The organism is Chryseobacterium wanjuense, assembly GCF_900111495.1.
GTDB lineage: Bacteria > Bacteroidota > Bacteroidia > Flavobacteriales > Weeksellaceae > Chryseobacterium > Chryseobacterium wanjuense.
Genome location: NZ_FOIU01000001.1, coordinates 1,923,085 through 1,947,725, shown reverse-complemented (window position 1 = coordinate 1,947,725; position 24,641 = coordinate 1,923,085). Strand labels below are relative to the sequence as shown.

The 24,641-nt window shown below is 37.3% G+C and carries 16 protein-coding genes and 1 pseudogene; 9 read left to right on the top strand and 8 right to left on the bottom strand.

What is annotated here, in order from left to right:
- Nucleotides 1-254 precede the first annotated feature (254 nt).
- The 4 genes from BMX24_RS08715 to BMX24_RS08700 all read left to right on the top strand — a co-directional run bounded on the left by BMX24_RS08715 (nucleotide 255) and on the right by BMX24_RS08700 (nucleotide 8,026).
- A complete protein-coding gene (locus tag BMX24_RS08715) occupies nucleotides 255-893 on the top strand; it encodes a FecR family protein (protein WP_170835674.1) in 639 nt (212 codons plus the stop codon).
- Between the two features lie 157 nt (nucleotides 894-1,050).
- On the top strand, nucleotides 1,051-4,149 hold the full coding sequence (locus tag BMX24_RS08710) for a SusC/RagA family TonB-linked outer membrane protein (RefSeq protein ID WP_089791634.1): 3,099 nt from the start codon (nucleotides 1,051-1,053) through the stop codon (nucleotides 4,147-4,149).
- 93 nt (nucleotides 4,150-4,242) lie between these two features.
- Nucleotides 4,243-5,532: a RagB/SusD family nutrient uptake outer membrane protein gene (locus BMX24_RS08705; protein WP_317040874.1), complete on the top strand. Its 1,290-nt coding sequence runs from the start codon at nucleotides 4,243-4,245 to the stop codon at nucleotides 5,530-5,532.
- Nucleotide 5,533: 1 nt separating this feature from the next.
- Nucleotides 5,534-8,026, top strand: coding sequence for an alpha/beta hydrolase family protein (locus tag BMX24_RS08700; RefSeq protein WP_170835673.1), 2,493 nt, complete (start codon nucleotides 5,534-5,536; stop codon nucleotides 8,024-8,026).
- 14 nt (nucleotides 8,027-8,040) lie between these two features.
- On the opposite strand, the gene BMX24_RS08695 is transcribed toward BMX24_RS08700, so the two are convergent.
- The 3 genes from BMX24_RS08695 to BMX24_RS08685 form a co-directional block, all read right to left on the bottom strand.
- Nucleotides 8,041-8,298, bottom strand: coding sequence for a DUF6520 family protein (locus tag BMX24_RS08695; RefSeq protein ID WP_089791631.1), 258 nt, complete (start codon nucleotides 8,296-8,298; stop codon nucleotides 8,041-8,043).
- Complete coding sequence (locus tag BMX24_RS08690; RefSeq protein WP_089792851.1) at nucleotides 8,295-9,839, bottom strand: MauE/DoxX family redox-associated membrane protein; 1,545 nt, start codon at nucleotides 9,837-9,839, stop codon at nucleotides 8,295-8,297. Before BMX24_RS08690 ends, BMX24_RS08695 begins: the two co-directional genes overlap by 4 nt.
- 89 nt (nucleotides 9,840-9,928) lie before the next feature.
- Nucleotides 9,929-10,774, bottom strand: a complete 846-nt coding sequence (locus BMX24_RS08685; protein ID WP_089791630.1) for a helix-turn-helix domain-containing protein — start codon at nucleotides 10,772-10,774, stop codon at nucleotides 9,929-9,931.
- Between the two features lie 211 nt (nucleotides 10,775-10,985).
- Here BMX24_RS08685 and BMX24_RS08680 point away from each other — a divergent pair, with 211 nt between their 5' ends.
- Nucleotides 10,986-11,615 (top strand): TetR/AcrR family transcriptional regulator, encoded by a 630-nt coding sequence (locus BMX24_RS08680; RefSeq protein WP_089791629.1) that lies wholly within the window; start codon nucleotides 10,986-10,988, stop codon nucleotides 11,613-11,615.
- Nucleotides 11,616-11,759: 144 nt separating this feature from the next.
- Here BMX24_RS08680 and BMX24_RS08675 read toward each other — a convergent pair whose 3' ends face one another.
- The 5 genes and pseudogenes from BMX24_RS08675 to BMX24_RS08660 all read right to left on the bottom strand — a co-directional run bounded on the left by BMX24_RS08675 (nucleotide 11,760) and on the right by BMX24_RS08660 (nucleotide 15,814).
- Nucleotides 11,760-13,442, bottom strand: coding sequence for an NUMOD4 domain-containing protein (locus BMX24_RS08675; RefSeq protein ID WP_089791628.1), 1,683 nt, complete (start codon nucleotides 13,440-13,442; stop codon nucleotides 11,760-11,762).
- Nucleotides 13,443-14,124: 682 nt separating this feature from the next.
- A complete protein-coding gene (locus BMX24_RS08670; RefSeq protein ID WP_089791627.1) occupies nucleotides 14,125-14,361 on the bottom strand; it encodes a hypothetical protein in 237 nt (78 codons plus the stop codon).
- Between the two features lie 2 nt (nucleotides 14,362-14,363).
- A complete protein-coding gene (locus BMX24_RS21340; protein ID WP_228404753.1) occupies nucleotides 14,364-14,765 on the bottom strand; it encodes a hypothetical protein in 402 nt (133 codons plus the stop codon).
- A 96-nt stretch (nucleotides 14,766-14,861) separates the two neighbouring features.
- Nucleotides 14,862-15,128, bottom strand: a pseudogene (locus BMX24_RS21510) (zinc ribbon domain-containing protein); the annotation flags it as partial.
- On the bottom strand, nucleotides 15,128-15,814 hold the full coding sequence (locus BMX24_RS08660) for a recombinase family protein (protein ID WP_089791626.1): 687 nt from the start codon (nucleotides 15,812-15,814) through the stop codon (nucleotides 15,128-15,130). The gene BMX24_RS08660 and the pseudogene BMX24_RS21510, both read right to left, overlap by 1 nt.
- A gap of 620 nt (nucleotides 15,815-16,434) precedes the next feature.
- On the opposite strand from BMX24_RS08660, the gene BMX24_RS21335 reads away from it, so the two are divergent.
- The 4 genes from BMX24_RS21335 to BMX24_RS08640 are packed head-to-tail and all read left to right on the top strand — an operon-like array spanning nucleotide 16,435 to nucleotide 24,637.
- On the top strand, nucleotides 16,435-20,094 hold the full coding sequence (locus BMX24_RS21335; protein ID WP_228404750.1) for a hypothetical protein: 3,660 nt from the start codon (nucleotides 16,435-16,437) through the stop codon (nucleotides 20,092-20,094).
- Nucleotides 20,095-20,121: 27 nt separating this feature from the next.
- On the top strand, nucleotides 20,122-21,684 hold the full coding sequence (locus BMX24_RS21170; RefSeq protein WP_089791625.1) for a hypothetical protein: 1,563 nt from the start codon (nucleotides 20,122-20,124) through the stop codon (nucleotides 21,682-21,684).
- Between the two features lie 2 nt (nucleotides 21,685-21,686).
- Nucleotides 21,687-22,166: a hypothetical protein gene (locus BMX24_RS08645; RefSeq protein ID WP_089791624.1), complete on the top strand. Its 480-nt coding sequence runs from the start codon at nucleotides 21,687-21,689 to the stop codon at nucleotides 22,164-22,166.
- 56 nt (nucleotides 22,167-22,222) lie between these two features.
- The gene (locus tag BMX24_RS08640; protein WP_089791623.1) at nucleotides 22,223-24,637 is read left to right on the top strand and encodes a hypothetical protein; all 2,415 of its coding nucleotides are present in this window, start codon (nucleotides 22,223-22,225) and stop codon (nucleotides 24,635-24,637) included.
- Nucleotides 24,638-24,641: the final 4 nt, after the last annotated feature.

Sequence of the window (24,641 nt, the reverse complement as noted above, 5' to 3'; positions counted from 1 at the left end):
TATATATAAGTAGAGGCCTCTGTCAAGTCCTTCTTAATTAGACTATGAATAAAAAAGAAAAATTTAACGAAAAAGACCCCTTTCTGTTAACCCCACAAGAATCAGAGCTACTAAGGGAAACTGTTTCTGCCAGGATTCAGAAAATGGAAGAAAAGAACAGATGGAAACACCTGGGAGTTGCTGTATCACTGCTTTTGTTACTGGGTATTGCCGGCTTTGCTGGCTATGACAGATATATCAGCCCAGATGTTTATATGGCTCAATTTAGTCCGCTGGATATGAAACTCGCAGATGGTACTGTGATCCGTCTGTTTGAAGGCGGAAAGCTTACTGTAGAGAAATCTTTTCCCGGCGAAACCAGGGATGTATACCTGGAAGGAAATGCCGTTTTCAGAGTTGCCAAATCGAAAGAACATCCTTTCATTGTTCATGGTACCGATTATGCTACTACAGTACTGGGAACAGTATTTAAGGTAACTCAACAAAAAGGTGCATTTAAAGTTGATTTGTATGAAGGAAAAGTGTCGGTTACAAAAAATGGCGATAAAGAGGAAATCTATATCCTTAGCCCTAATGAAACGTTTACGAATTACGGAACACAGAAGATAGCAGCGATAGTTCCCTTAAAGCAAGCTCCATTACCTTCTGCTCAAAACGAAATAAAGGCTCCTGAAATTATTTCATTACAGTTTAAAGAATGCCGGTTTGCAGACGCCGTAAAGGTTATCGAAGAGGTATACCATATCAAGGTTCTATTCCCTAAAGAATACAGCGATAAGCTTGTTACTACCAGACTCACAGACATGTCTCCTGATATTGTTATGCAAAGTCTTGCTTTGTCTATGCGATTAGAATTACAACAACATGGAACAACATATCAACTGGAAAAGTAAACTCTGGCAACTGCTGGCTTTTACACTCATCACAGGAAACTGAGGACATTAAGGTATATCAGGAATGAATATCCCAAATGAAAAGACCGGCATTGCAGTGCCGGTCCGAAAAACTAACAACATCGAATGAGTTATTAATTTTAAGCAATGCAAAAATATGAAAAATGTTTTTGGCTGCATCGCGGCATTATTTTTTATGGACTTCTCAGTCCTATATGCGCAGCAGCAAAGAGTTTCCGAACATACGGTAAACTTTGAAATTGGGAAAACTTCTGCCAAAGACGCTGTGCAAAGGTTTTTCAAAAAGAGCGGTATACCTTATGTGTATACGGAAGAATCCCTTGGAAAATATACGATCGAAGGAGTAAAATGTAGGGATGAAGCAGCGGTGAGCTGCCTGAAACGAATACTGGAAGGACTGCCCTTTGAAATTTTCGTCAATGAGGATAAGGTCATTATTATCAGGTCGAAGGACAATAAGAAAACAGCAGATCATTCTCAAACTGTTTACAGCATTGAAAAAGACACGCTAAAAAAAGCTTTGAGCTTATCTGCTGAAAAAGAACAGAAAATTGAGGAAGTTATTCTCAATGGCGGATATTATACGGTCAAAGACAGGGAGCGCACAGGGAGTATTGTAAAAGTAAAGGCTCAGGCTATTGAAAACCAGCCGGTAACCAATGTCCTTTCTGCTATCCAGGGCCGCATGGCAGGCGTAAATATTACCCAGGGTTCGGGTGTTCCGGGAGGAGGCTATGACATCCAGATCAGGGGAAGAAACAGCTTGCGTAGCATTACCAACAGTGATATAGACGGCAACCAGCCGTTGTATGTTGTGGACGGCGTACCGATTGGCGGGAAAATGATCTCCCCTTACTCAGGTGTTATTCTGCCGGGAGCGAATATTAATCCCCTGAACAGTATTAATCCCAGTGATATTGAAAGCATAGAAATCCTGAAGGATGCTGATGCCACGGCCATTTATGGATCAAGGGGAGCGAATGGAGTAGTATTGATCACGACGAAGAAAGGGAAGTCGGGAAGGCTGGGACTGGATGTGAATACTTCATATGCGCTTAGTCACGCCTTATCCAACTTGGAACTTATGAATACCGCGCAGTACCTCGGTATGCGAAAACAGGCATTTGCCAATGATGGAATTTCTACTTATCCTGCCGCTGCGTATGATATTAACGGCGCATGGAACCAGAACAGGTATACCGACTGGCCCAAAAAACTCATGGGAAATACTGCCACTTTATCTAATACCCAGCTTTCATTACATGGAGGTAGCAGTACTACTACCTTTTTACTCAGTCTGGGACATAACGAGCAATCGACAGTGTTTATGAAGGATTTTAAGTACGTCAGTAATACCTTATCCAATAGTATAACCCATCATTCAGAAGATAAACGTTTCCAACTTAACATATCCAATCTTTTCTCATTGCAGAAAAATAATGTACCCCGAACGGATATGACGAGACAGGCGTATTTCCTTTCTCCCAATGCACCGGAATTATACCATGCTGACGGCGGTCTTAACTGGGAGAACAATACATTTGCCAATCCTGCGGCACTGTTTAACAGTACGTACTCCAATGAGAATAAACAACTACTCATCAACATTAATATGGGCTATGAAATTTTACCCCAACTACGTATTAAGCTGAATGGAGGACTTAATTATCAGGATTACGAAGAGACTGCGCTTCAACCTAATACCATGTATAATCCCACTTTTGCCCTGGGTCAGTCGAGTGCCACTTCTAGAGCCTCAAAAAGCAATCAGGATCGATTTTCCTATATCCTCGAACCACAGGTGAACTGGACTTTTAAAAAAAACAGTCATGAATTGGATGCCTTAGTTGGCGGAACTTTCCAAAGTGAGATTAATGAGCAAGGCACGATGACGGGAATAGGATTTGAAAGCAATGCATTTATTGGGAATATCGGTGCTGCGCAGACCAAGATCATCTCCGATCAATTGAGAACAGAATACCGTTACGCGGCGGTCTTTGGAAGAGTAAATTATCAATATAGAAATAAATACATTCTCAATATTACCGGAAGAAGGGATGGCAGCAGCCGCTTCGGTCCCAACAATAAATTTGCCAACTTTGGAGCTGTTGGTGCAGCATGGTTATTTTCCAAAGAAAATTTTCTTTCCGGAACCAAATGGCTCAGTTTCGGTAAGCTTCGTGGAAGTTATGGAACAGCGGGAAGTGATAATATTGGTGATTATCAGTATTTAGATACCTATACGGTTTCTTCCTCTTCTCTATATAACGGAATTACGGGACTTACCCCGTCACGCCTTTACAACCCTGATTACAGCTGGGAGAAGACCCGCAAGCTTGAAATTGCTTTGGAACTTGGATTCTTAAAAAATAAGGTGAATCTCACGGCGGCGTGGTACAGGAACCGTTCTTCCAGCCAGCTGGTGGGTTATCAATTACCAGCAATGACAGGATTTACCAGTGTGCTTGCCAATTTAGATGCTGTCGTACAGAATACGGGCTTGGAGTTTGAGGCTAGTGCCCGTCCTCTTTCCGGTAAAGGTCTTCAATGGGAAACAAGCATGAACATCAGTTTTCCGAGGAATAAACTGATTTCTTTTCCCGGACTCGAAGGTTCAACTTATGCCAATCAATATCTTATTGGACGACCGACTTCGATTATCAAAGTCTATCATTTGGAAGGAATCAACCAAACAGGCCAATACCAGTTTACGGACTTTAATGGAGATGGGAAGATCTCATCTCCCGATGACAATAAGGTCATTGAAAATATAGGCGTGAAATACTTTGGCGGTTGGAACAATACTTTAAGGTATAAAAATTGGGACTTTTCGTTTCTCATACAGTTTGTTACACAGCGAAACAGAAACTATAATAACATCATGCCTGTACCCGGAAGTATGAATAACCAGCCGGTACAGGTACTTGATGTTTGGTCACCTGAAAATCCAAATGGTTTTTATATGCCATACCGTTCGGGAAGCAGTGCCTCGCAAATATTGTTTCAAAATAGTGATGCTGCTATTTCTGATGCTTCATTTATCCGTTTAAAAAATCTACAGCTGGGATACCGAATTCCTTTACGAGACAGTGTATTAAAAGAAGTAAAAATTTATTTTCAAGGACAGAATCTTTACACTTGGACGAAATACTTTGGTATTGACCCTGAATTTCTGTTTATGGGCTTTCTGCCCCCGTTAAGAACCTTTTCCTTTGGAGCTCAGTTTAACCTTTAAAACCCCCAACCTATGAAATCTTTAAAAATTATATCAATACCACTAACTGCAATTTTTTTCGCTATTTGTTCTTCATGCGAAAAATTGATTGAAGTGGACGTTCCTGATAACCAAATTGAATCAGGATTGGTTTTTGAAAATGTTCAGACGGCAGATGCGGCTTTAGCTGCGTTATATGCTGGACTGAGAGACAGCTCCCCTATTGCTGGAGATAATTCAGGAGCAATACTTGGAACGTATACTGATGATTTAGATTTTTACGCTACTGCGAATTCCAACGGAGTATATGATTTGTACCGAAACCAGCATATTGCGGCCAATGTAGATATTTATTCATTTTGGAGTGGATCATACCAACAGGTCTACCTCTCCAATAGCATTATTGAAGGAGTCTCTGGTTCATCTTCATTATCAGTTTCAGACAAAAACAGGATCAAAGGAGAGGCACTGTTGGCCCGTTCTGTACTCTTCTTTTATCTCTGGCAGGTATTTGGGGATTTTCCATATCCTGTGACCACTAATTACCAGGTTAATCAAACTTTATCCAAGACTCCTACTTCGGAAGTGGGCTTGAAGCTCGAGAATGACCTTAATGAAGCGATAGGTTTTTTAAAAGACGAGTACAGAAATGTAGAACGGATCTACCCGAACCGTAAGGTAGCACAGTTGATGCTGGCTAAAGTTTATATGATCCAGCACCGTTGGGCAGAGGCAGAATCTATGTTGAAAAGTATTATTCAAAGTCCTTTATATCAATTTCAAAGTGACATCACGAAAGTATTCATAAAATCCAGTTCTCATATCCTCTGGCAGCTGAAGCCAAAAAATCCCGGTGATCCGACAAGAGAAAATCAGACCTATTATTTTAATGGCGTGGCACCTTATTCCTATGCGCTTACACAAAATCTAATCGGCAGTTTCTCTGGTAATGACCTGCGAAAGACAAGCTGGACAGCACTGGTTACGGTTGGGCCTAATACCTGGTATAGATCGGATAAGTATAAGAACGGGGCTAACAACAGTACTGAATACTCGATTATATTCCGATTGGAAGAAGCCTATCTTTTATTAGCGGAAGCGTTGGCGCAGCAGAATAAGATTGTGGAAGCACTGCCTTTTATTAATGCGACAAGACAGAGGGCAGGGCTTTCGGCCCTTAGCGGGATCACAAAGGAGGTTTTGCTCAATGAGCTTCTATTGGAAAACCGCAAAGAATTTTTTACCGAAATGGGACACCGTTTCCTCGACTTGAAACGCTTTGACCGTTTAACTGACCTTACATCAGTAAAAACCAACTGGAAGGATTTTCACAGGCTGTGGCCTCTGCCGCAGCAGGATTTGTTACTTAACCCTCAGCTTAACCCTCAAAATGCAGGCTATTAAAATGAAAAAGTTAATCTGGATCTACGTATTATTATTCACAGGTATCAGCATTCCTGCTCAAGACAGAAAAGATACGCTGCAAAGCTGGATGTCCAAATTTTACCGCCTTACCAATCCTGTTCTCTCAGAAGGAGGAAAATGGGCGGCAGTGAGGAAAAGATATGACATCTCGCAGGATACATTAATTGTTGTCAATACGAGTAAGCCCCGGGTTCCTGCCACTACGCTGGCACTAGATGGCACGGTGAGTTTCCTTAAAGATGATGGTCTTTTAATATCCGGAGCGGGTAAAGCAAAGTTTTTAGACCTGAAATCAGGAGCCGTAAAACACTATGATAATATCCGGTCTGCCTATCCTCTTCCTAAATCCAGTCAATATGCCTTACTCACAAAAGATGCTGTATTAAGCATATATTCAATAGACGGAAAACTACAGCATCGCATTACAGAAATACAGGGGCTGCCGGTTACTGATGATAAGGGTAACTTGTATATATGCAAGCTGTTTGAAAATAGCTGTGAAATTTGGATAATTTCAGGTAAAAAACAGAGGAAGCTTTATATAATTGAGTATGCAGTAAAAGAAATGGAGGTAAGCCCTTCGGGGCTGCAGGTATTTGTAATGGGGCAAGATAGCAAATCGAGCGATCCGAGAATGAGTATTATTGATACGCAAAATGGCAGATCAGTATCACTTACAGCTCCGCGGTTAGGAGATGAAAGTTTTTTTAATGTCACGAGAGTACAGAATGGAAAAGCCTTATTTATTGCCCTATATGGTGCGAAGAAAGCGGAAAGCGAGCTAGTGGACATATGGTATGGCAACGATGATAAATTAGATGCTAAGAAGAGAGGAAGCAGAAAGGGAAGATTCTGGCTCTGGAAATTGGGTTCCGACCACATTGATCCGCTGCCTGATGATGTCTATCCTGAAATAGCATCTCTGAATAGTGAGCGATATTTCTTAGCCTATTCAACACAAGGACATAATTTCATCACCCTTCAACCCCAATTTATGGATGCTTCTATTTATGATGCGAAGCAAAAGAAGTACAGTCCTTTAGGTGCTTTAAAGGGTGTCACGTACGGATCACCTGAGGTCATCTGTTCCAAAAACGGCATGTGGATCTTGTTTAGTGAGAAGCGGAAGAAATGGACAATTTTTGACCTTGCAAAAAAAGAAAAGCACCTGATTGATCAAACCGGATTGCGTAATCCTGTTTTCTCAGACGATAACCGCCTAGTTCTTTTTGAGAGTGAAAAGGGTTTGTGGGAGTACGATATAGTAAAGAAATCCTTTTTCCAATCTCATATTGCAGGAAACAAAGCGGTGTCAATGGTTAATGTGGCTGACTATAAAACTTCTTATAATTCGCAAATCGGTATAAGAAGTTTTGAAACTAAGAAGCCACTGCTGTTGGAGATTAAAGAGAGGGGTAGCGACACTTCTTATTACATCCTTAAAGGCAAGAATTTGGAAGTGATCATGCCGCCAATAAAGGACAAGGTAGGAAGGTTGACATACAATGACAGGTTAACCCATTTTTTAACACTCGAAGAAAATTTTAATAAACCTCCCCAATTGTATATAAAAAGTGAAGGTCAAAAGCAGCTGTTATTGGATGGCGGTAGTTCAGATTCTGAAGCTCCTCTACTCAAGCAAGATATTATTCATTATGCAACAACGGATGGGCGCTCTCTTAAAGGAATCTTATATTATCCTGTCGGATACAAGCCTCATCAAAAATACCCGATGGTCGTTTATATTTACCAAATTCAAAGTGAGAAATCTAATGAATATATGATTCCAGGGTACCATAACAGTGACGGACTGGATATCCGTACCCTGATCCAGAAGGGATATTTTGTTTTGTTGCCGGATACCGCAGTGGGACCTGCAGGACCGGGGTTGTCTGCATTGGATTGCGTTCATAAAGCGTTGGATGCGGTCGGGCAGAATCCGAATATTGATATGAAGAAAGTGGGGTTAGTGGGGCATTCCTTCGGCGGTTATGAAACTAATTTTATTGCCACGCACTCTGATCGTTTTGAGACCTACATCTCAGGCTCTGGTATTAGTGATATCACCCGGTCGTATTTTTCATACAACTATCACTTTCCGGGGCCTTATTACTGGCAGTATGAAACCGGGCAGTTTGAAATGAATTATCCGTTTTCGGAGAACAAGGCCATTTATTTTGATAATAACCCTATCATTCATGTGGACAAAGTGAAGGTGCCGATTTTATTATGGACAGGAAAACAGGATGAAAATGTCCCCTGGGACCAGACCACCGAGTTCTTTATTGGACTTAAAAGAAATGGAAAGCCCGTCATTGCTATATTTTATCCCAATGGAAGACATGCATTCGCATACAATTCTATTGAAAAGAAAGATTTATACATAAAGGTGATGGAGTGGTGGGACTATTTTTTAAAGGATAAAAAAAATGTTACTTGGATTGATAAACAAATGAAGAAGGGCGCGTTATAGCGCCCTTCTTATTGTTAAGGCTTGTATAACTCATCACCGCACATGGTTTGAGTTAGAGGTGCGTCGTGTAGGAAGATTGATGAATTTTCGTTCCAAGTACATGGATCTGATTGAACTGTACTACATTTTTGGTTAGCAGTTACGCATCGACCAGATACCGCATCAATACGATAAGCATCTACAAGAATTCTTTTACTGCTGTTCATTTTAGTTGCAAAAGCTGCGCCTGTACCCAGTAATAAAAGGGTTACAGGAAGGATTAGTTTTTTCATTTTTTTTTTAAATTTATTAGTTTTTGCCTACTCTGGATCAGGTTTTCGGCATTCCCTGCTTTAAAGTATTTGGAGATCGGTTCCCGAAACCGATAACGTTTAAGGTCATTTCTTATGAGGACGTATAAGTATCTATCGTCTGCTATCATATAGGACAATGCACTTTCTCCTTGCTTATCAACATAAAAGCTGCCAACATATTCTTGTTCGTCTGTCCGATAGATGTCTATCACACTTGCTTTCTTCCACATCTGTGAAGATTCATGTTTGCCTTTTAGGTTGGAATGAATAAAGAGCAGATTGTGGTTAGCAGCTATTGCGCCGTTCACTTTAAGCGGCGGTGCACTCATTTTATGAGTTCCGTCAGAAAGCCTGCGTGTCTGAATTTTGGCGACCGTTGTTGTATCGATGGTATGTAATTTCTTTAGGATAGTAAGTCGTTGATCCAAAACGATGAACTCGTTCCTGTAGGTATATGCATAGAGGATTTCTGAACTGTTATTTGCTGTAACGAGTTTTCCATCAGAATCAAAGACACCATCAATTTGTTTTTTAAGGATAGAAGGATGCATTTGTAGTTTAGGATTTTGCTGTAGGTTAAGCGCTGCAAGCATATACTGGCGGTTATGGCTGCTTTGGGTTCGGATAGCAAAATAGGAACTATCCAGGATAACCAGTTGGGTAAAAAAGGCATCTCGATAGCTGATGGTGTGAGCGATTGTGTTACCCAAAGTTCCGCGAAAAATAACTGGAATACTTCCATCGTATAGGTAATAGTTTGAATCTTTTACTTGTAGTTGAAGACTTCGGAAAGGGTAGTTCTCCCTATCAAGGTCTACTTTTACTGACCGGAGATTAACAAAGGACGTATCAACAGTTGTTAATAGAAGTGGAGCAGTAACGTTTCCCAAATAGATCTTTCCTCCATCCAAACCTGCAAAGTAATATGAGTTCATTCCAAGATCGAATGTTTTGTCTTCTAAAACCGGATGGAGCAAAAAACGCCGGGTAAAGTTGTTTTCTTTTTTTATGATATGCTCCGAAGTGATGAATAATAAAATAACGATGCTGGTGCTCATTATTATTAGTAACGCAGAGTAGAATAGAGGTTTGAGCAAACTGATTTGTTTGCGTTGGTAAAAGGAGGAAATTGCTAATAGAGCTATGATAATGCAGCCTATATTGAATATAAGATGCTCTGTCCATCCCAGCTTTTCCAAAATACCCCCACAGCTGCAGGGTACAAAATCGCTGTAGTACAAGATCAGGTAAATATAGATTGTGAAGCCTGCCATCAATCCAAGTGAAGCATACAACCCCCACAATCTTGTTTGGGGGAAACATAGTATAATGACAGTTACAATTTCTACAATAATGACAGTATAAGAAATAATTCCTGCATATGCACTTAAGAGTGGAGACTGGGCTAATTGCACCGTAAAGTTTTCAAAGTCCAGAACCTTGCTTACTGCTGCGTAGCAGAACAGAAGTACAAAGAAATAACTTAGTATTTGGGTTAAATGAGGGAATATCTTTTTCAACGGACTATGTTTTAGAATCTGTTGTAAAGTTCGGATTCCCCCTAAAACTAAAAGAGACAAATAATTACCATGTTATTGTAAATAGTACTTCACATATAATAAAAAGCAGCCAAAACATAGCATATAATTCCACTGGTACTAAACTCTAAAAATCTTGGAATCTGTTTTAAAGAAAATCGATACTGCTTGAATAACCTATACATGCTGCCATAGTCTGCAAAGTCGTTCTTATAAGCGATTTCTTTTAAGCTAAGATCCGTAAACATAATGTCCTCAACAGTATCGAGCATTTTGAGTTTCAAAATAAAGCTGTACAGTGTACTTCCAAAGTATGACTTCGAATCTTTCTGGACTTGTTTATAACTTTTTCCATACTGTGCTGCCAGCCTATGTACGGAGAGATTGGTATCTTTTTGATAGGATTTCAGGAGTTCTATGAGGTAAACCGGTCTGTACGTATTGAATTCGAATAGGTTCACCGGTAAACTCAATTGATGAAGGAGGCTTATTGCGGTCGATGCTTTTTTATCAATAATACTTAAACCAGTTACAAGTATTAATTCATCAGGACTATTGTAATGCTGATATATGGAAATAACCGGGTTCAGTTCATGCTCCGAATATTTATGAAGCATCAGGGTTACTCTATCCTTAATAGCAATAAGGATTTTTTCATTAATATCGCCCGATACCAGGTGTATTTTACTGTGGGTATGTGTGATATGAATTTGCTGCTTATAATATTCGTGTTTTTCTGGGAGCAGTCGTAGGGCTATTAACAGGTCTATATAATTTTTCAACATTAACGAGCTATGTTCAAGTATCTGTGCAGCAATGCTGAAGTTGGCGGCCGACAGCTGAAATGGCATCCTGGCGAATTTGCGGATCACTTCCTCTAATTTGCTGTCGAGAATAGTGACTAGTTGTACGTGCATGGTGCATTTGTTTTTATAACTAAAGGGTTATGATGAGGAATTACAGGGCTATTCTTTATGCTCTAGTTGTCCGGATCACTTATATTTACTCTTTAAGTCAAATGTTCTATACCAAAATAAATTATGCAATCGTAACAAATATATCACCATTTGGTGATAAAATAATACTATATTTATTGTATCATATTTTTTATCCATGCATTGAGAATTTATGAAAAGAAAAATTACCGATGGAGTTTTCAAAAATAAAGAAAGGAGTAAAAAGAAGTTTTTGGATGCGGTAGGGAAAATATTGAAGACAAAGGGCGTCTCAGCGCTTAAAGTAAATGACATAGCAGCAACGGCAGGACTGGATAAAAAGCTGATTTATAATTATTTTGGAGGTACGGAGCAGCTGATCGACCAGTACATAAGCACTCAGGATTTTTGGAGCAATGTAAAGCAGGAAGAGGACAGTCCGGATATCCGGGATGGCGGGCAGGCTATTTCTAAGGAACTTCTACAGTCCCAGTTTGATTACGTTTTTGAAAACAAGGAACTTCAGAAAATTATTCTGTGGGGGCTGACCGAAAACAGAAAATCACTGAAAAAACTTGCAGACAACCGGGAGAAAGAAGGTGAGGTGATTTTTAAGAATGTTTGTGATCCACATTTTGGTGATAAGGCGGGACGCTACCGGGCAATAACGGCTCTGCTTGTTTCGGGTATCTATTATCTCGATATTTATGCCACGACCAATAATAATACGTTTTGTGGGCTGGATCTTAAAAGCAAAGAAGGAAGACAAAAGGTGAAGGAGGCCATCTCTTTTATTATTGATAAAGCATATTCTGACATATAACGATGCTTTACATAAGAATAAGGTAGCTTATGTGCTTACATGCCTTCCTATAGAATTGTACGTCCTAAAAGAATCCTAAACGAAAGAGTATGAATAAATGTAATAGAGTAGTAATCCAGGGCTTTACTACACGTAACCTGATAATTATTTATTTCCCGATTTGTTTTGTGCGATCAGTCTCTTTTGATTAAGCCGTGAATTGGAATCGTGTAATGATAGTTTTGAGAGATCCATTTCCCATAGTGGGATATTATCATTAACCACAACCATTGAGGTGTCGTTCAGATCAAATTCTTCCACAAAGCAATGATAGAGTAGGCGGTGAAGTCTCATCGACCTTCTACGTATCTGTTCATGTAACCGAAAGCATAGATAAAGACTGTCTTTGAACTTATCTGTATTGATGGTCAAAATCTGCTCTTCAGCAAAAAATTGAATTCCCATTTTCCAGCCACTTAGTCGTTTTACTCTTCCTTTATTGGAAATAACATATTTCCCTTCATAACCAGGCAAGGGCTTCCAATGTTCATTAGGAAGATCCGATAGAGACAAATTCAGAATTGGTGGAGGATTTTTTTTTTTAACGTCTGGTTTGCCTAGTTTTTCCCAAAGAACATCGTTAAATGTTTTTTTTGAATTAAGTAGGATACGTATCGATTTTAATTTTTTCCCTTTGGGAATATCTTTGACAGATCGTAATACAAGCTTTGACAGATCTAATTCCCACTGGGGATTATTTTCATTGAGTACAATAAGCGTTTTATCATTGAGGTCAATAGCCTTGACAAAACAATGAAAAAGAAATCTAGCAATTTCAATTCGGCTTTTCTTCTTTTTATCATATAAATCATCTAATACGACACACATTGAATATATAGTATCCCCTTTAAACTCAACAAACTGGGGGACGATGCTATCTTTCTGAAAAAACTTTCTTCCGACTGGATTCCAGCTACCCCATCTTTTTATCCTTCCTTTATTGGAAATACTGAACCGTCCCTTAAAACCGGGTATCGGTTTCCATTTTTCGTTTGGGAGATCTTCAATAGAGAGATTCATACAAGAGGGTGGGCTCTTTTTATCAATTAGGGGCTTACCCAATCTTATCCATAGTTCTTCATTAAACCATTTTCCGGATTTATCAGAGACGATAAAATCTTCCTTTTTAGGAGGATTGCTTTGTAAGAACCAGCGATATGCTCCTGCGACTAAAGTTTGTTTAGTGGTTGCATGGTAAATAGCTGTTGCATCTATGCCGAAAGCTTTTTCTGCTGCATAAAAGCTGTCAAAATTAGCAACAAGCTCTCCTTCAGTGGTATATTGGCTGACAGTTTGCTGGTAAAAGACATGTCGATTTTTAGCTTTGTCCATACGAAAGGTCTTCAAACTTCTCTCACTGGCTGAATTTTTTTTTAAATTAGAACTATGCACGTGAAGCCTGTTACCGTCCTTAGCCTCAATGTGAATACGTTGGTCATAGAAATCAAATTCCTCAACAAAATGATAATATACGAGACGAGATACAGGTTTACTGGTTTTCTTGCCATCCCGTGATAATCTACAATTGATATTATAAAAATACTTATTGAGGTATTTGTTAAAATGTTTTACAAAACCGGGTTTCATTATCATCTCCGGGAGTGTTCGCTCTTTACCAAATAATGATAAAGTCTCACGTGCAAGACTTTTCACTCTTCCGTAATTCGAAATTTTATAACTTTCATAACCTTCTATGGGTTCCCATTTTTCATCCGGCAGGTTTTCTAATGATCTATTATAAAGAACATCTTTTACATATTGGTCTTCAAATTCACTAGGTAGTTTCACGGGGTCAAAATATATTTTATCAATTTGGCTTACATATAGGTTGATCCTAATTTATAATAATTATTTTTAATACCAAAACTAGATCTCAATAAGATGTCATTGATAATGTTTGTTACATTTTGTACTTAACTCATTAATTTTAATTATATTTATAACTCGAAATATATGCTCTTTGAATATAGTCGTTAGTATTTTGCAGGTATGTAAAATATGTGCTTATAAGGAGAATTGGTTTTAGAACATCCGATAGAAAGTTGTGGCGTATTCGTGGCTCTGATTAATTTTCACAAGTGAAAATCAGCACCACCACAGCGTTTATCAGTTAGGTTCGAATCCCTCTTTCTCCGCACCAAAAAAAAGAAAGTTCTTAAGATGACTTTTTAGGAGACAATTGAAAGTTGTGGCGCATTTGTGGCACTCTTTAAATCATCAACATAAAAAGTCAATATCCATCGCATATTGGAAGGTAGGGTTCGAATCCCTCACTCTCCGCTTAGGGAGACGTTTATTTTTTAACGTCTCCTTTTTTTGTGTTTTATGTGTGTTGATTTTCAGTTGATTACATTACTTTGTTGTTGTGTTAAAAAGTGTTCGAGTTTTCTACTGTTTTTTGACGAAAAAATATTTGTCTTGATAATTTTCGCATTATCCATTATTTTGTGTTCAATAATCCTTTACTCAATCAATCTCTCAATTCCAGATTAGTATCCTTTTTAAAAGATGCTGCTAACATATAGAGAAAATCTAAGATAATGATTGCCTCGTCATTATTAATACGTATGTCATTATCCCGTAGTATTCTTATTGCCTGATTGATAGAAACCATTCTTTCAGAAAAAGATTGTGTAATTCTATTAATATCCTTTTCTGTAATTTGTAATGGTTTTTTAGTCCTATCTTCGATTGTAGCATCATACATTACTATTTTTTTAGAGTTGGATTTATTTGTATTGATCTAAAATTTCTTTCAAATATGTCTATTTCAGAAGGTATAAACATACTTGCAATGTATCTTTTACCTACGAAATCTTGGATGTTATAGAATTGAAAAATATTAATTCCATTATCAGACCATATATCTGCATGTTCAGAATTATCTATACTTAGTTTACGAGTAAGATGTTGTAATCTGTCATTTAGATTATGCATAATTTGATTATGTTCTTTTTTTGTGTCCCTGAAATCTTCAAAATCTATTTTTCCTGCAAGTAGATATCTTCTAGCTTTTGCTAAGAATTGCTTATGCTGGGAAATTTCTGAAAAAATAGTTTTTCTTTCATCTAAACATTGTCTTCTTACAGAGAATATATTTTCTTCTTCCAATATAAGATTAAAAAGCTTGTATAGATTGGGGAGGAGAGTAATATTTTCTAAGTAATTTCCATATGAAGATTCAAGAATATCCGCTCTAAATCTGCCCTTGTATTTCGAAGTTGTACAATGGTAATATCTGTATTTTGCCCGTTTCCCCTTAGAGGTACTTCCTGTAAACTTTTGCCCACAGAAAGGACAGTCTATGAGTCCTCTAAGTGGGAATAAGAATTTTGTATAAAGCTTTGCTTCATTTTGTTTACGCCTGCTTTTAAGAAGAAACTGAACTGTTCGGAAAAGATCTTCAGATATAATAGGTTCATGGATTGCTTTTACAAATTGAACATCTTCATCTTTAGTGGCTTTAACCGTTATTATCCCGCAATAAATAGGATTGCGTAATATTTTCCAAAATTGTTCTTACTACACTGTAATCCTTTCTGAACAGTCATGATTCTAACTTGATTGATAGAATATGTACCTTTTACAAACTGTTCGAAAGCCCACTTAATCAAACCTGCCTGTGGTTGCTTTGGTACGATGATTTTTCTTCCTTCTTGTGTTGACTGGTTTATGTATCCCATGGGGGCTCTTCCTGCCCATCTGCCCATTTTCCGGGATCTACGTATCCCATCGGAAGCATTTCTACCTCTTCTGTTGTTTTCAGCTTCGGGTATTGAAAGATATACCGCAAGCATCACTATACTTTCAGGTACATCAAAATCAATTGGTTGGTCAATAGCCAATGGCTTAGTATTTAGCCCCCTTAATATACCAAGCATTTGATAGGCATATTCAATGTTTTGGCTAAAACGATCCCATTTGATGAAAAGTATATTTTCAGCTGGTCTTTTTTTATTACTTTTTAATTTCTTAATAATTTTCTTCCACTCGGGTCGGTTAAAATCCTTTGCTAAAAAATCTTCTCTGAAGATTCCTTTGACGACAATTTGGTTCTGTTCGCAATATTTCAGTAGTCTATCTTCCTGTTCAGGAAGAGAATAACCTTTTCTCTTCTGTTCGTCAGTGCTTACTCTGACATATAAATATGCTGTTTTCATAAATATTAAGATTTATGAAGTATGAACGTTTTAATAGCACTGCTTTATATTAGTTAAGAATACTTTTATACTCGTTTGTTTATCTGTCCTTCACGGATGTGTAAAATGATGCAGACATGTTTTTAATAATAACAACAGAATTGGAGAAGAATGTATACGTGCAATATGATAAGAATTTTCATCTAAGTTGTCTAAAAAAGAATGACTGGATTTAAAAATTCTTACAAAAATTTCAAATTATAATTTTAACACGACAAGTTCTGTCGCTTCCAGTTCAGATCTTTGCATTAAGAAAAAAAATAGAATGATAAAGATCTGAACTTTTACTTCATTATAAAAAATTAACGTGAGTATTTAAACTAATTAATACGATAAATAATAATGTATTTATATTAGTAAATATTTAGTTATATTGATTTATTTGGTTGATTTATTTGATTTTGTGTATTAATATACGTTAATATGTGAATTAATATTATGTATTTTTTATATATTTAACAAAACTGATAATATAATTTAATAACCATAAGAACCGATACTTTTTTTCCACAATAGTAGCAAATTACCTATCCGTATAAACGGAGAACTCACTAAAAAATAACCCAAAACAAGATTACCAAATGACAGAAAATGAAAGCGCTGCAGATCCAATTGCAGAGAACACCCCGACCCAGACACTTTTTAGATTTGTAAGCTTACGTAGCCCTCAACTTTCTGATGAAAAAGATCAGGATAAAAGATTTATTTTTTTTCCTGAACAAATGAAGTCCGATACCGCTTTTTATGAACCGGTAACGGAAGGTACAGGACCTAAACAAAAGCTCTTACGTGAGAGGGCTGAAGTTTTTAAAACAAACGCCGACCGTATTGAAAGCTTGACCGATTTTAAAGCCGGCTATCCTGAACTGTATACATTCGCCATTTGGCTGGCGGTAAATAAGACAAGATGTACTTACGAAGAATTTGAAGCAGCAAAACAAGAGATGTTACCGCCGGGCTACCTGATTCCAGAAATTCATGTTTTATGGAATAACTTAATTTACCAGGTAGTTACACAGGAAAATTTCTATCTTAAAGAAACCCTTATACAAATGCTTTTGGCACTTCATACTCTTTCTGTTACAGGGGAGAATGATGTTTTGTTGGCTCTTGCAGCAAAAGTAGTTCTTCCAAAAGAACTAATGTTGGATGATAATAACATACTAGCTATAACCTCCAGCTCTAAAGCTCTGGGTAGTGAAGTTATGCAAACCTTGCCTACTGATGATATGAAAAAACAGCAGGAAATTTCCGCTGCAAAAACAAAACTCAGTAGAATCGAACTGTTGAACAGGAATCTTTCTGCCGTCATTAAACAATATAAAAAGGATTATGAGACAGAATTTAAGATTCAGAATCAAGCACATCAAGAGAGAATAATTCCTATTCTTGAAGAATATAATAAGGCAGTTGCTGATTCTAAACAAGAATATTGCAGTACCAGACCTCCCGGAACAGAGTATAACCCTGAAGATCCATGCCAGCAGCTGCCGGTGGTTCCTTTTCCAAGACTTCCGGAATTTGAATTCAAGTTTAAGGATGAAGTAAGCGCAGAATCGTTAGTAACAGAACTAAAACCGGAAAATTTAGAAGCTTTACTCGATGTATTAGGATATACGTTCGATCCCGAAAGAGAATCATCTTCACGTTCTGTGGAAGAAAGCATTAATGACCTTGAATCTGTTTTAGAAGGGAGGAATACATTTGGAGAAATCAATACTGCAGTCGATAAAAATGTAGAAGAGCTGAATAATCTGATCGTTCAGAGTTTTCAGGGAAATGAAGAAGTTTATAAAAGTATCGGAGGTATTCTCATCCCTGCATCAAAAACTATTTCTGTTCCTTTTACCTTCCAGGTTTGCCCGAATTTTATTTATAAAGGATATACTCTTAATCTGGCTTTGAATGTTCCGGACTCTTCATGGGATGTAAATTTATTATCCTATGCTCTTACTCCCAATGGAACGCCATCCTCAATTGATGGGGTGTATTTTGTAAAAACCAGAACAGGGAATACCATTTTCCTAAATGATTTGTACAGTCCAGGTTTGGATTTTTACACTATTCAGGATTCTACATTAAGGGTTAAAGTGGTATTTGCCAATGGCAGGGTCGCCGAGTTTACCGTTCCCGGTGTTACGGCCAGAGCATGCAATACAGGAGATTTTGTCCTGCAGGTTGAAGAAGGGGAAGATCCTGTGATCATTGACGATGAAAACAACTTTATTCCTTCCGGGTTCGGGTTTAAAAATATTGGTGTGGCAGATTATTTAAAGGTAGAGCAAAGCACCCACGCTTATGTAGAAGGCGAAGTTGCCCATATCGAAAACGTAATGGCAAGAGAATACCGTGAAAAATCTACCAGAAGATTGAGAAGAAGTGAAAATACGACCACTACATCATCAGATACGGAACGGGAACAGCTTACGGATACCACTACTGCCAATCGTTTTGAAATGCAGAGCGAGATCTCAAAAATGGCACAGGAAGCTAGAGATATGAGTCTAAGCACTCATTTTGATGCCTCTTGGAAGACAGGAGGAGCAGGAATGGGAGCTAGTTTTAATACTGGAATTGCTGCAAATTTTGCTAATCATACATCGAAAGAAGAAAGTACAAGACAGGCAACTATACAAGCTCAGGATATCACAGCGAGAGCGATGGACAGGATCGTAACAAAAATTCATGAAGAAAGAATTGAAAAAATCATTGATGAATTTGAAGAAAGTAATTCTCACGGCCTGGATAACCGAAAAGGCGACAAGCATGTTGTTGGAGTATATAGATGGGTTGATAAGCTTATGAAAAACCAGATCTATAATTATGGCATAAGAACAATGTTCGAATTCATGATACCCGAACCCGCCAGGCTTCATTTATTAGGAATGAAAGAAATAAAAGATCCTGACCAAATTGATTTGATAAAACCTGTTGATCCAAGGGCAGAGGGTGATATGCAGATCAGTGATTACAGCGCTTTAGCCAATGAGGTGAAGTTGAAGTACTGGATGGGGAAATACAATGCAGAGCTTGATGAAAAACCAATGGAATCTTTTTCTATCACCAAAGCTTTTACGGGGCGAGATCCTGCATTTAGCGGTAAAGATGATGAAAAGATTCAAGTAGTGAACGGAAATGGTGAAGTTCTTATTCCTGAAGGATATACTGCTACTAATGTTGAGTATGTGTTCAATACCTGGCCTCATGGTTTTTATGGGAATCATGCTGCCTTCATGTCTATTGCAGGTAAAAGTTCGTCATGGATTATGAGTACTGCAGATACCCAAAAAAGCGGTACTATCGATGGATTAAATGTAAAAGATAAATTGGAATTCTCATTTGCCACCGGAGAGAGCCCAATTATTCAGGGCGCTTTAAATATCACCTGCAGACTTACTCAGAAGGCTAGAAATGCATGGCAGCAAAAAACTTTCAATGCTATTATCAATGCCTATGAAGACGCTCTTATAGCTTATAATAATGCTAAAGCTGAAGCGGATAACAAAGCGGTAGTGATTAAAGATTCAAATCCTAATTTCTACAGACAGATTGAAAATACAGTATTACGTAAAAACTGTATCTCCTATATGGCAGACAGAGCCACTGATTCTACTCATGGATATGGTTTATCAGGACTCACTCAGGGAAATTCATTTAATGATTATGAGACTGTGCTTTCTTCAAAACTAGATAAGTACACTGCTTTTGTAAAATTCATGGAACAGGCGTTTGAATGGGATAATCTTTCTTATTACCTGTACCCGTATTACTGGGGAAAGAAACAGAATTGGGTAGATCTCTATCAATCAGAAAATACGGATCCTTTGTTCAGAAATTTCCTGCAGAGCGGTATGGCAAGAGTGATTGTAACGGTTCGTCCCGGCTTTGAAGATGCAGTACAGTTCTATCTGGCAACCGGTAAAATCTGGAATGGCGGTGAAGTTCCTGTAATCGGGGATGAGTTGTATTTATCGATCGTAGACGAAATGAAAGAGCCAAAAGGAAAAAAAGAAGGAAAGGCTTGGCTAACAAGAATTCCTACAACATTAAATATTCTTCAGGCAGAAAGCATTGGATTGAAAGTAGCACACGCTTTACCATTTACTACGGAAAATCCTGATGATTTTGAAGTTCCATCTGAAGTGATTACTCCGGGGAAATTCAATTTTGAAAAGAATGACAACCTGCTTGGTATTCAGCCCGGAGAAGAAGAAAAAATCATTACGGGCGATTGGCTTTAAGAAAACTATTAACTAAAAAACAAGATTATGTCCAATATTGGAAAAATTATAAGAGTAAATGCATTACCTCCGATAGGAGAAAGAGAAACCAATGTTATTTACCAGGTAGCAGAACCGGGCGGAGCAACTTATACAGACTACGCGATTGATGTTAATGGAGATTTAAAGACCCATGCTGTTGTAGAAGGATCAATTCCGGTGGAACTTTCAGATAAACATGTAAGCATTTCTAATCCGGATTTAATTGCCGAAGGTATTGCAAGCCAGGCAGACTACAATGCAAATACACGTGAAAGATTAACCCTGAAATTAGATATTCCTTCAGTAGATGGCAATGCACAGGATTATCCCAAGATTATTGGTTTGAATGATAATGGAGAAGTGGCAAAACTTCCTGCGGGAGATTTGGGAAAGAATGTTGCCAATTCATCACTTACAACTGTAGCAGGAGCCGGACTTACTTTGGGAGCCAACTGGACGCTTAATACATTCGGATTGTATTATTCAATTACAGGACTGAGTGATGTTTCGAATGATTCCACATTCAATACATTTTTATCCCAGAATGCTTCAGGACGGGTGGGGAAAACTAATGGAAAGCAGCCTTTTTTAAGCTTACCGACAACCCTTTCTACTGCAGAAAAAACAGCTTGGAAAACAGCGATGAACGGTGGATGGACAACAGCTACGATGAGTGTAGCTTCTATATCCCCGCCTATTGTTGACAGGGCTAATAAACCCACTTGGATAACATTAAAGGGAGCCAATTTGAATTTACCTCCTACCAGTTTTAAAATTGAACTCTGTACGGAATCAAGCACCGATTTGAATCCTGTTGTAGTTGCTGAGATCCCTGCATCGCAGGTACAGCTGTACGACAACGGTATTGATCTTTCTTTTTGGTTTAATTTTTCAACCATTGCAGAAGGAAAATACAAAATACGATTGTGGAATGGTGTGGCATATTATTTAACCGGAGCCAATACAATGCTTCAGATTGTTAATTCAATTGTACCTTCTATCCCTCCACTAACCTGGACTTATGCAGAATATACGCCAGGTTCTAATACGATGATAGGAGGGAACAGTTCGGTTACCTATAACAGTAACCCTGCAAATAAGGCGTATCAAGGCAATGATTTAACAACTGTTTCGGCAGGGAAATCAAGTGAACTATTTGGTGAAGATGACAATTTCTACTTAAGAATAGGAATTAATATTACCAATGTTCAATCCGGAGCCGACAACAATACCCCTTTTGTCATTGGTCTTTGTAATAATGCTGATGCGGTTGCCCTTAGCGATTTATCAGTGATAAAAGGAAGAGGGAGTATCAACTACAGAGGAGGAGGAATTTCTATCTTTCCAGACTTAAGCTCACAAGGGGTTACCTTTTGGGGTATCTATACGGGTGAAATGCAGATCATACGCAACAATGGACTATTTACCATATCCGTTACGATGAATAATACCACGAGGATTTATACCAAATCAGCTCCGGTAATTGCATTAAGCTTATTTGCCATGATAGGAAACTCACCATCTGCTACTTCAGCATCATTTAACATTTTAGAACAATATAAATTTTAACCATGAACGATCATATAATAATACCAGAAAATATACAGGAAATCCTAAATAGTATCGGAAATACCTCTTTAAACCTTGCAGAATTGCCGATGCATGCACACCCGATCCTTCCCCAATTCAACAGAAGTATCCGTGTGTTAGATATCGACGCCAAATCTGAGCAAGAGTTTATCTATTTCAGATATGAGCAGGTTTTGAAAAATAAGGAAACCGGTGAAGAAGTTAAGATCTCTTTGCCGGCTCCGGAATGGATCATCTATAAAGAAACAGCCAGCTATCTCCTGGATGATTCCAACAGTCCCATCGAGCTTCCTTTAAAAGAGCCTCAGGGTGACCAGACAACAGATAAAGTAAAAGTGCCGAGCTATAAATACATGCTTTGGCTTTTGAAAAGTAATAAGATCAGGTTTTTAGAACTGTTAGACTATTACCTGCAGTTGTTTGTGGAAAACCACAAAGATGAACTGGATAAACTCTCATAAATTAATATTAGGCAGAGCCTGAAAAACTCTGCCTTTTTAATCTTAAAAATCACAAAATGAGTTTAGAAATATTAAATAGTAAAGGAAGTATCGGGTTATCCGGTTCTAAACTTCTTTCAGAAAATGATATCCAAAATGGATTACTCAACAAACAAAACTTCTTTAAAACCAAAGAGAAAACTTTTGATCAAATAAGTGCATTTAAAGACAGTCCTTTTGGGCAGTATTGGGAAAAAAGATTACCCGCGTTTGCAGTTTCAGATTATGGTCCCTCTCGAGTTTTAAACGAGTCCAATTTTAGTATTATAGATCTTTCCAAGAAGCTCAGTTCTGCATTAGCCTCATTATATAACAATTCCATAGAAGAAAATTGGGATGACATAAAGTTTGTAGTATATGCGAATCCTGATGGACAAGAAGTTTTAAAACAATACGCAAATCCTGATTTTAAACCCGAAGATAATCAAGTCATGTTTCTTATTGAAACAGACGACGGAAAATTCGATTTTGGAAAAATTGTAAGAGTCAAACTTGGGGAAAAAGCTATAGAAAAGCTACGTTTTAAATATCCTTTTTTAGGACAAACTGACGAAGATCATTTAGCCGAAGAATTTTTGAATAGATCTTTTGAAATAAAAACTGATTCAAGTCTTGCATTCTCAGAAGCGGAAAAAGAAAGAAAGCTAAATGCTGTGGAATTAAAAAATCTTTTAGCAAAAGCCATACAATATGATTATAAGAAGAAGAAATTCGATGACATGTTATTGTTTTTAATTCTTTTGCAAGGAGAAGAATTTTTAGGATTGAACACACCTAAAAAGCTTTTGGAAATCTCACAATGGATGAGAACAAAAAAATATAATGAAGAAAAATATTGGAATGCCTTATTAGAAAAAGATTTTACCCCGGCTTTTCTTCCAGATATTATAGCTCCCCAAAACAGAAAAAGTATAAAAGAAACCATAAAAAATGAATTCAAACAACATATTGATAATATCTCGAAGCCTGATAAAAATGATGCTGCTATAGATAAGATTTTCAAAGAAATTTTAGGCAATGTTTTATTATATTTGTTTGATAAGTTTTCTTCTTTATTGGATGAAGGTTTAAAAATATTAGATGATCTTTTACCTGAAGGAGAAATGCTTAATGAGATTTATAATCTCAATGCATTTTTAGTTGGTCTTTGGAATGGATGCATAGAGTTTGCTGCCGGAATTGTAGATTTAGTCTCTTTAATAATGATCATTGCAAGAGATGGAATTGGCTTTGCACTTACAGATGCATTAGGAGAAGCTTTTGAGGAACTTTTAAATGAAATCGTTTATAATTTTGAGGATTTTATAAAAAAGCTATGGGAAAAGTTTCGCATTGCAATAAAAGAAATTCCTAATTGGTATTTGAAATATGGCAGTAATCAGTATTATCGCTATAAAGAACTTGGAGAGCTAATGCCAGATATCATTACTCTTTTAGTTCCGGCATTGAAGGCTGGAAAAGCAAGCAAGGTTGCAGAGGAAATTTCTTTATTGAAAAATCTTTCCAAAGCAGAAAAAGAGTTGGCACTAGAAAAGCAAACTCAAAAATATCTTGAAGGTTATTATGAAACTTTGAGGAAAGAGTCTGATGATTTTTCTAAGAAACTGGAAGCGAAAACGGCTGAAAGTGAAGTTAAAGAATCTTTTGATAATGCTGAAAAAGAGATAGACAAAAAGCTCTCTAAACAAGAGATTGAAGAAGATCCACGAAAGATTTTAGATGAAAAAATTAAAGAAAGGAAAAAGTTTAGATCAACAAATCTAAACATACAGAGAATAGAAAGTCATTTAAAATACGCCAGAAAAAGCTTTCAAAGGGAAAGAGCGGGTTTGGACTTCAGAAAGGTAAGACATGAATGGTATTATGGTAAATTGTCTAATAGAATTAAGAAAGTAGAAATCTCATTAGAAGAAGTTAAAATTTTAGCAAAATTAAAAAGTGGGAAGGCTAGATTCACAAATATTGCAAATGCAGAATTAGAAATATGGTTTGAAGGCAAACTGCTTTTTTCCAAGCATGATTATTGGGCAAGTGCATCTAAAAAAGATCTAATGAATAATGGAAAAGGTATTGAAAGAACTTTAGAACCAATTCAAAAAGAAATGTTTGAAGATTCTGCATTAGATCCTTCGAGATCAAGAATTGATGACTCTGAGGTGAAAATTACTTCATTAATGGATGAAGACATTGCCAAAATTGCAACAGAACATAACATTGACCTAAATAAATTAGAAATAAAAATAAGAATTCTTACAACCTACGATCCGTGTAATGTTTGTAAAAGAGAGATTCTTAGCAGAGCTATTGTTTATCCAAAATCTGAAATCAAAGTAGTAAGGCCAATGTATAAGAATAATAAGAATATTATTGAGCCCGTGACTAATAATGAAACCTTCGTACTGTTTTTAAAACAAAATGGAATTAAAATATAATTTA

Excerpts from the sequence above, each read along its gene's own strand:
- BMX24_RS08715 (WP_170835674.1), top strand. The coding sequence starts at position 255 with ATGGCTCAATTTAGTCCGCTGGATATGAAACTCGCAGATGGTACTGTG.
- BMX24_RS08710 (WP_089791634.1), top strand. The coding sequence starts at position 1,051 with ATGAAAAATGTTTTTGGCTGCATCGCGGCATTATTTTTTATGGACTTC.
- BMX24_RS08700 (WP_170835673.1), top strand. The coding sequence starts at position 5,534 with ATGAAAAAGTTAATCTGGATCTACGTATTATTATTCACAGGTATCAGC.
- BMX24_RS08695 (WP_089791631.1), bottom strand. The coding sequence starts at position 8,298 with ATGAAAAAACTAATCCTTCCTGTAACCCTTTTATTACTGGGTACAGGC.
- BMX24_RS08685 (WP_089791630.1), bottom strand. The coding sequence starts at position 10,774 with ATGCACGTACAACTAGTCACTATTCTCGACAGCAAATTAGAGGAAGTG.
- BMX24_RS08680 (WP_089791629.1), top strand. The coding sequence starts at position 10,986 with ATGAAAAGAAAAATTACCGATGGAGTTTTCAAAAATAAAGAAAGGAGT.
- BMX24_RS08670 (WP_089791627.1), bottom strand. The coding sequence starts at position 14,361 with ATGTATGATGCTACAATCGAAGATAGGACTAAAAAACCATTACAAATT.
- BMX24_RS08660 (WP_089791626.1), bottom strand. The coding sequence starts at position 15,814 with ATGAAAACAGCATATTTATATGTCAGAGTAAGCACTGACGAACAGAAG.
- BMX24_RS21335 (WP_228404750.1), top strand. The coding sequence starts at position 16,435 with ATGACAGAAAATGAAAGCGCTGCAGATCCAATTGCAGAGAACACCCCG.
- BMX24_RS21170 (WP_089791625.1), top strand. The coding sequence starts at position 20,122 with ATGTCCAATATTGGAAAAATTATAAGAGTAAATGCATTACCTCCGATA.
- BMX24_RS08645 (WP_089791624.1), top strand. The coding sequence starts at position 21,687 with ATGAACGATCATATAATAATACCAGAAAATATACAGGAAATCCTAAAT.
- BMX24_RS08640 (WP_089791623.1), top strand. The coding sequence starts at position 22,223 with ATGAGTTTAGAAATATTAAATAGTAAAGGAAGTATCGGGTTATCCGGT.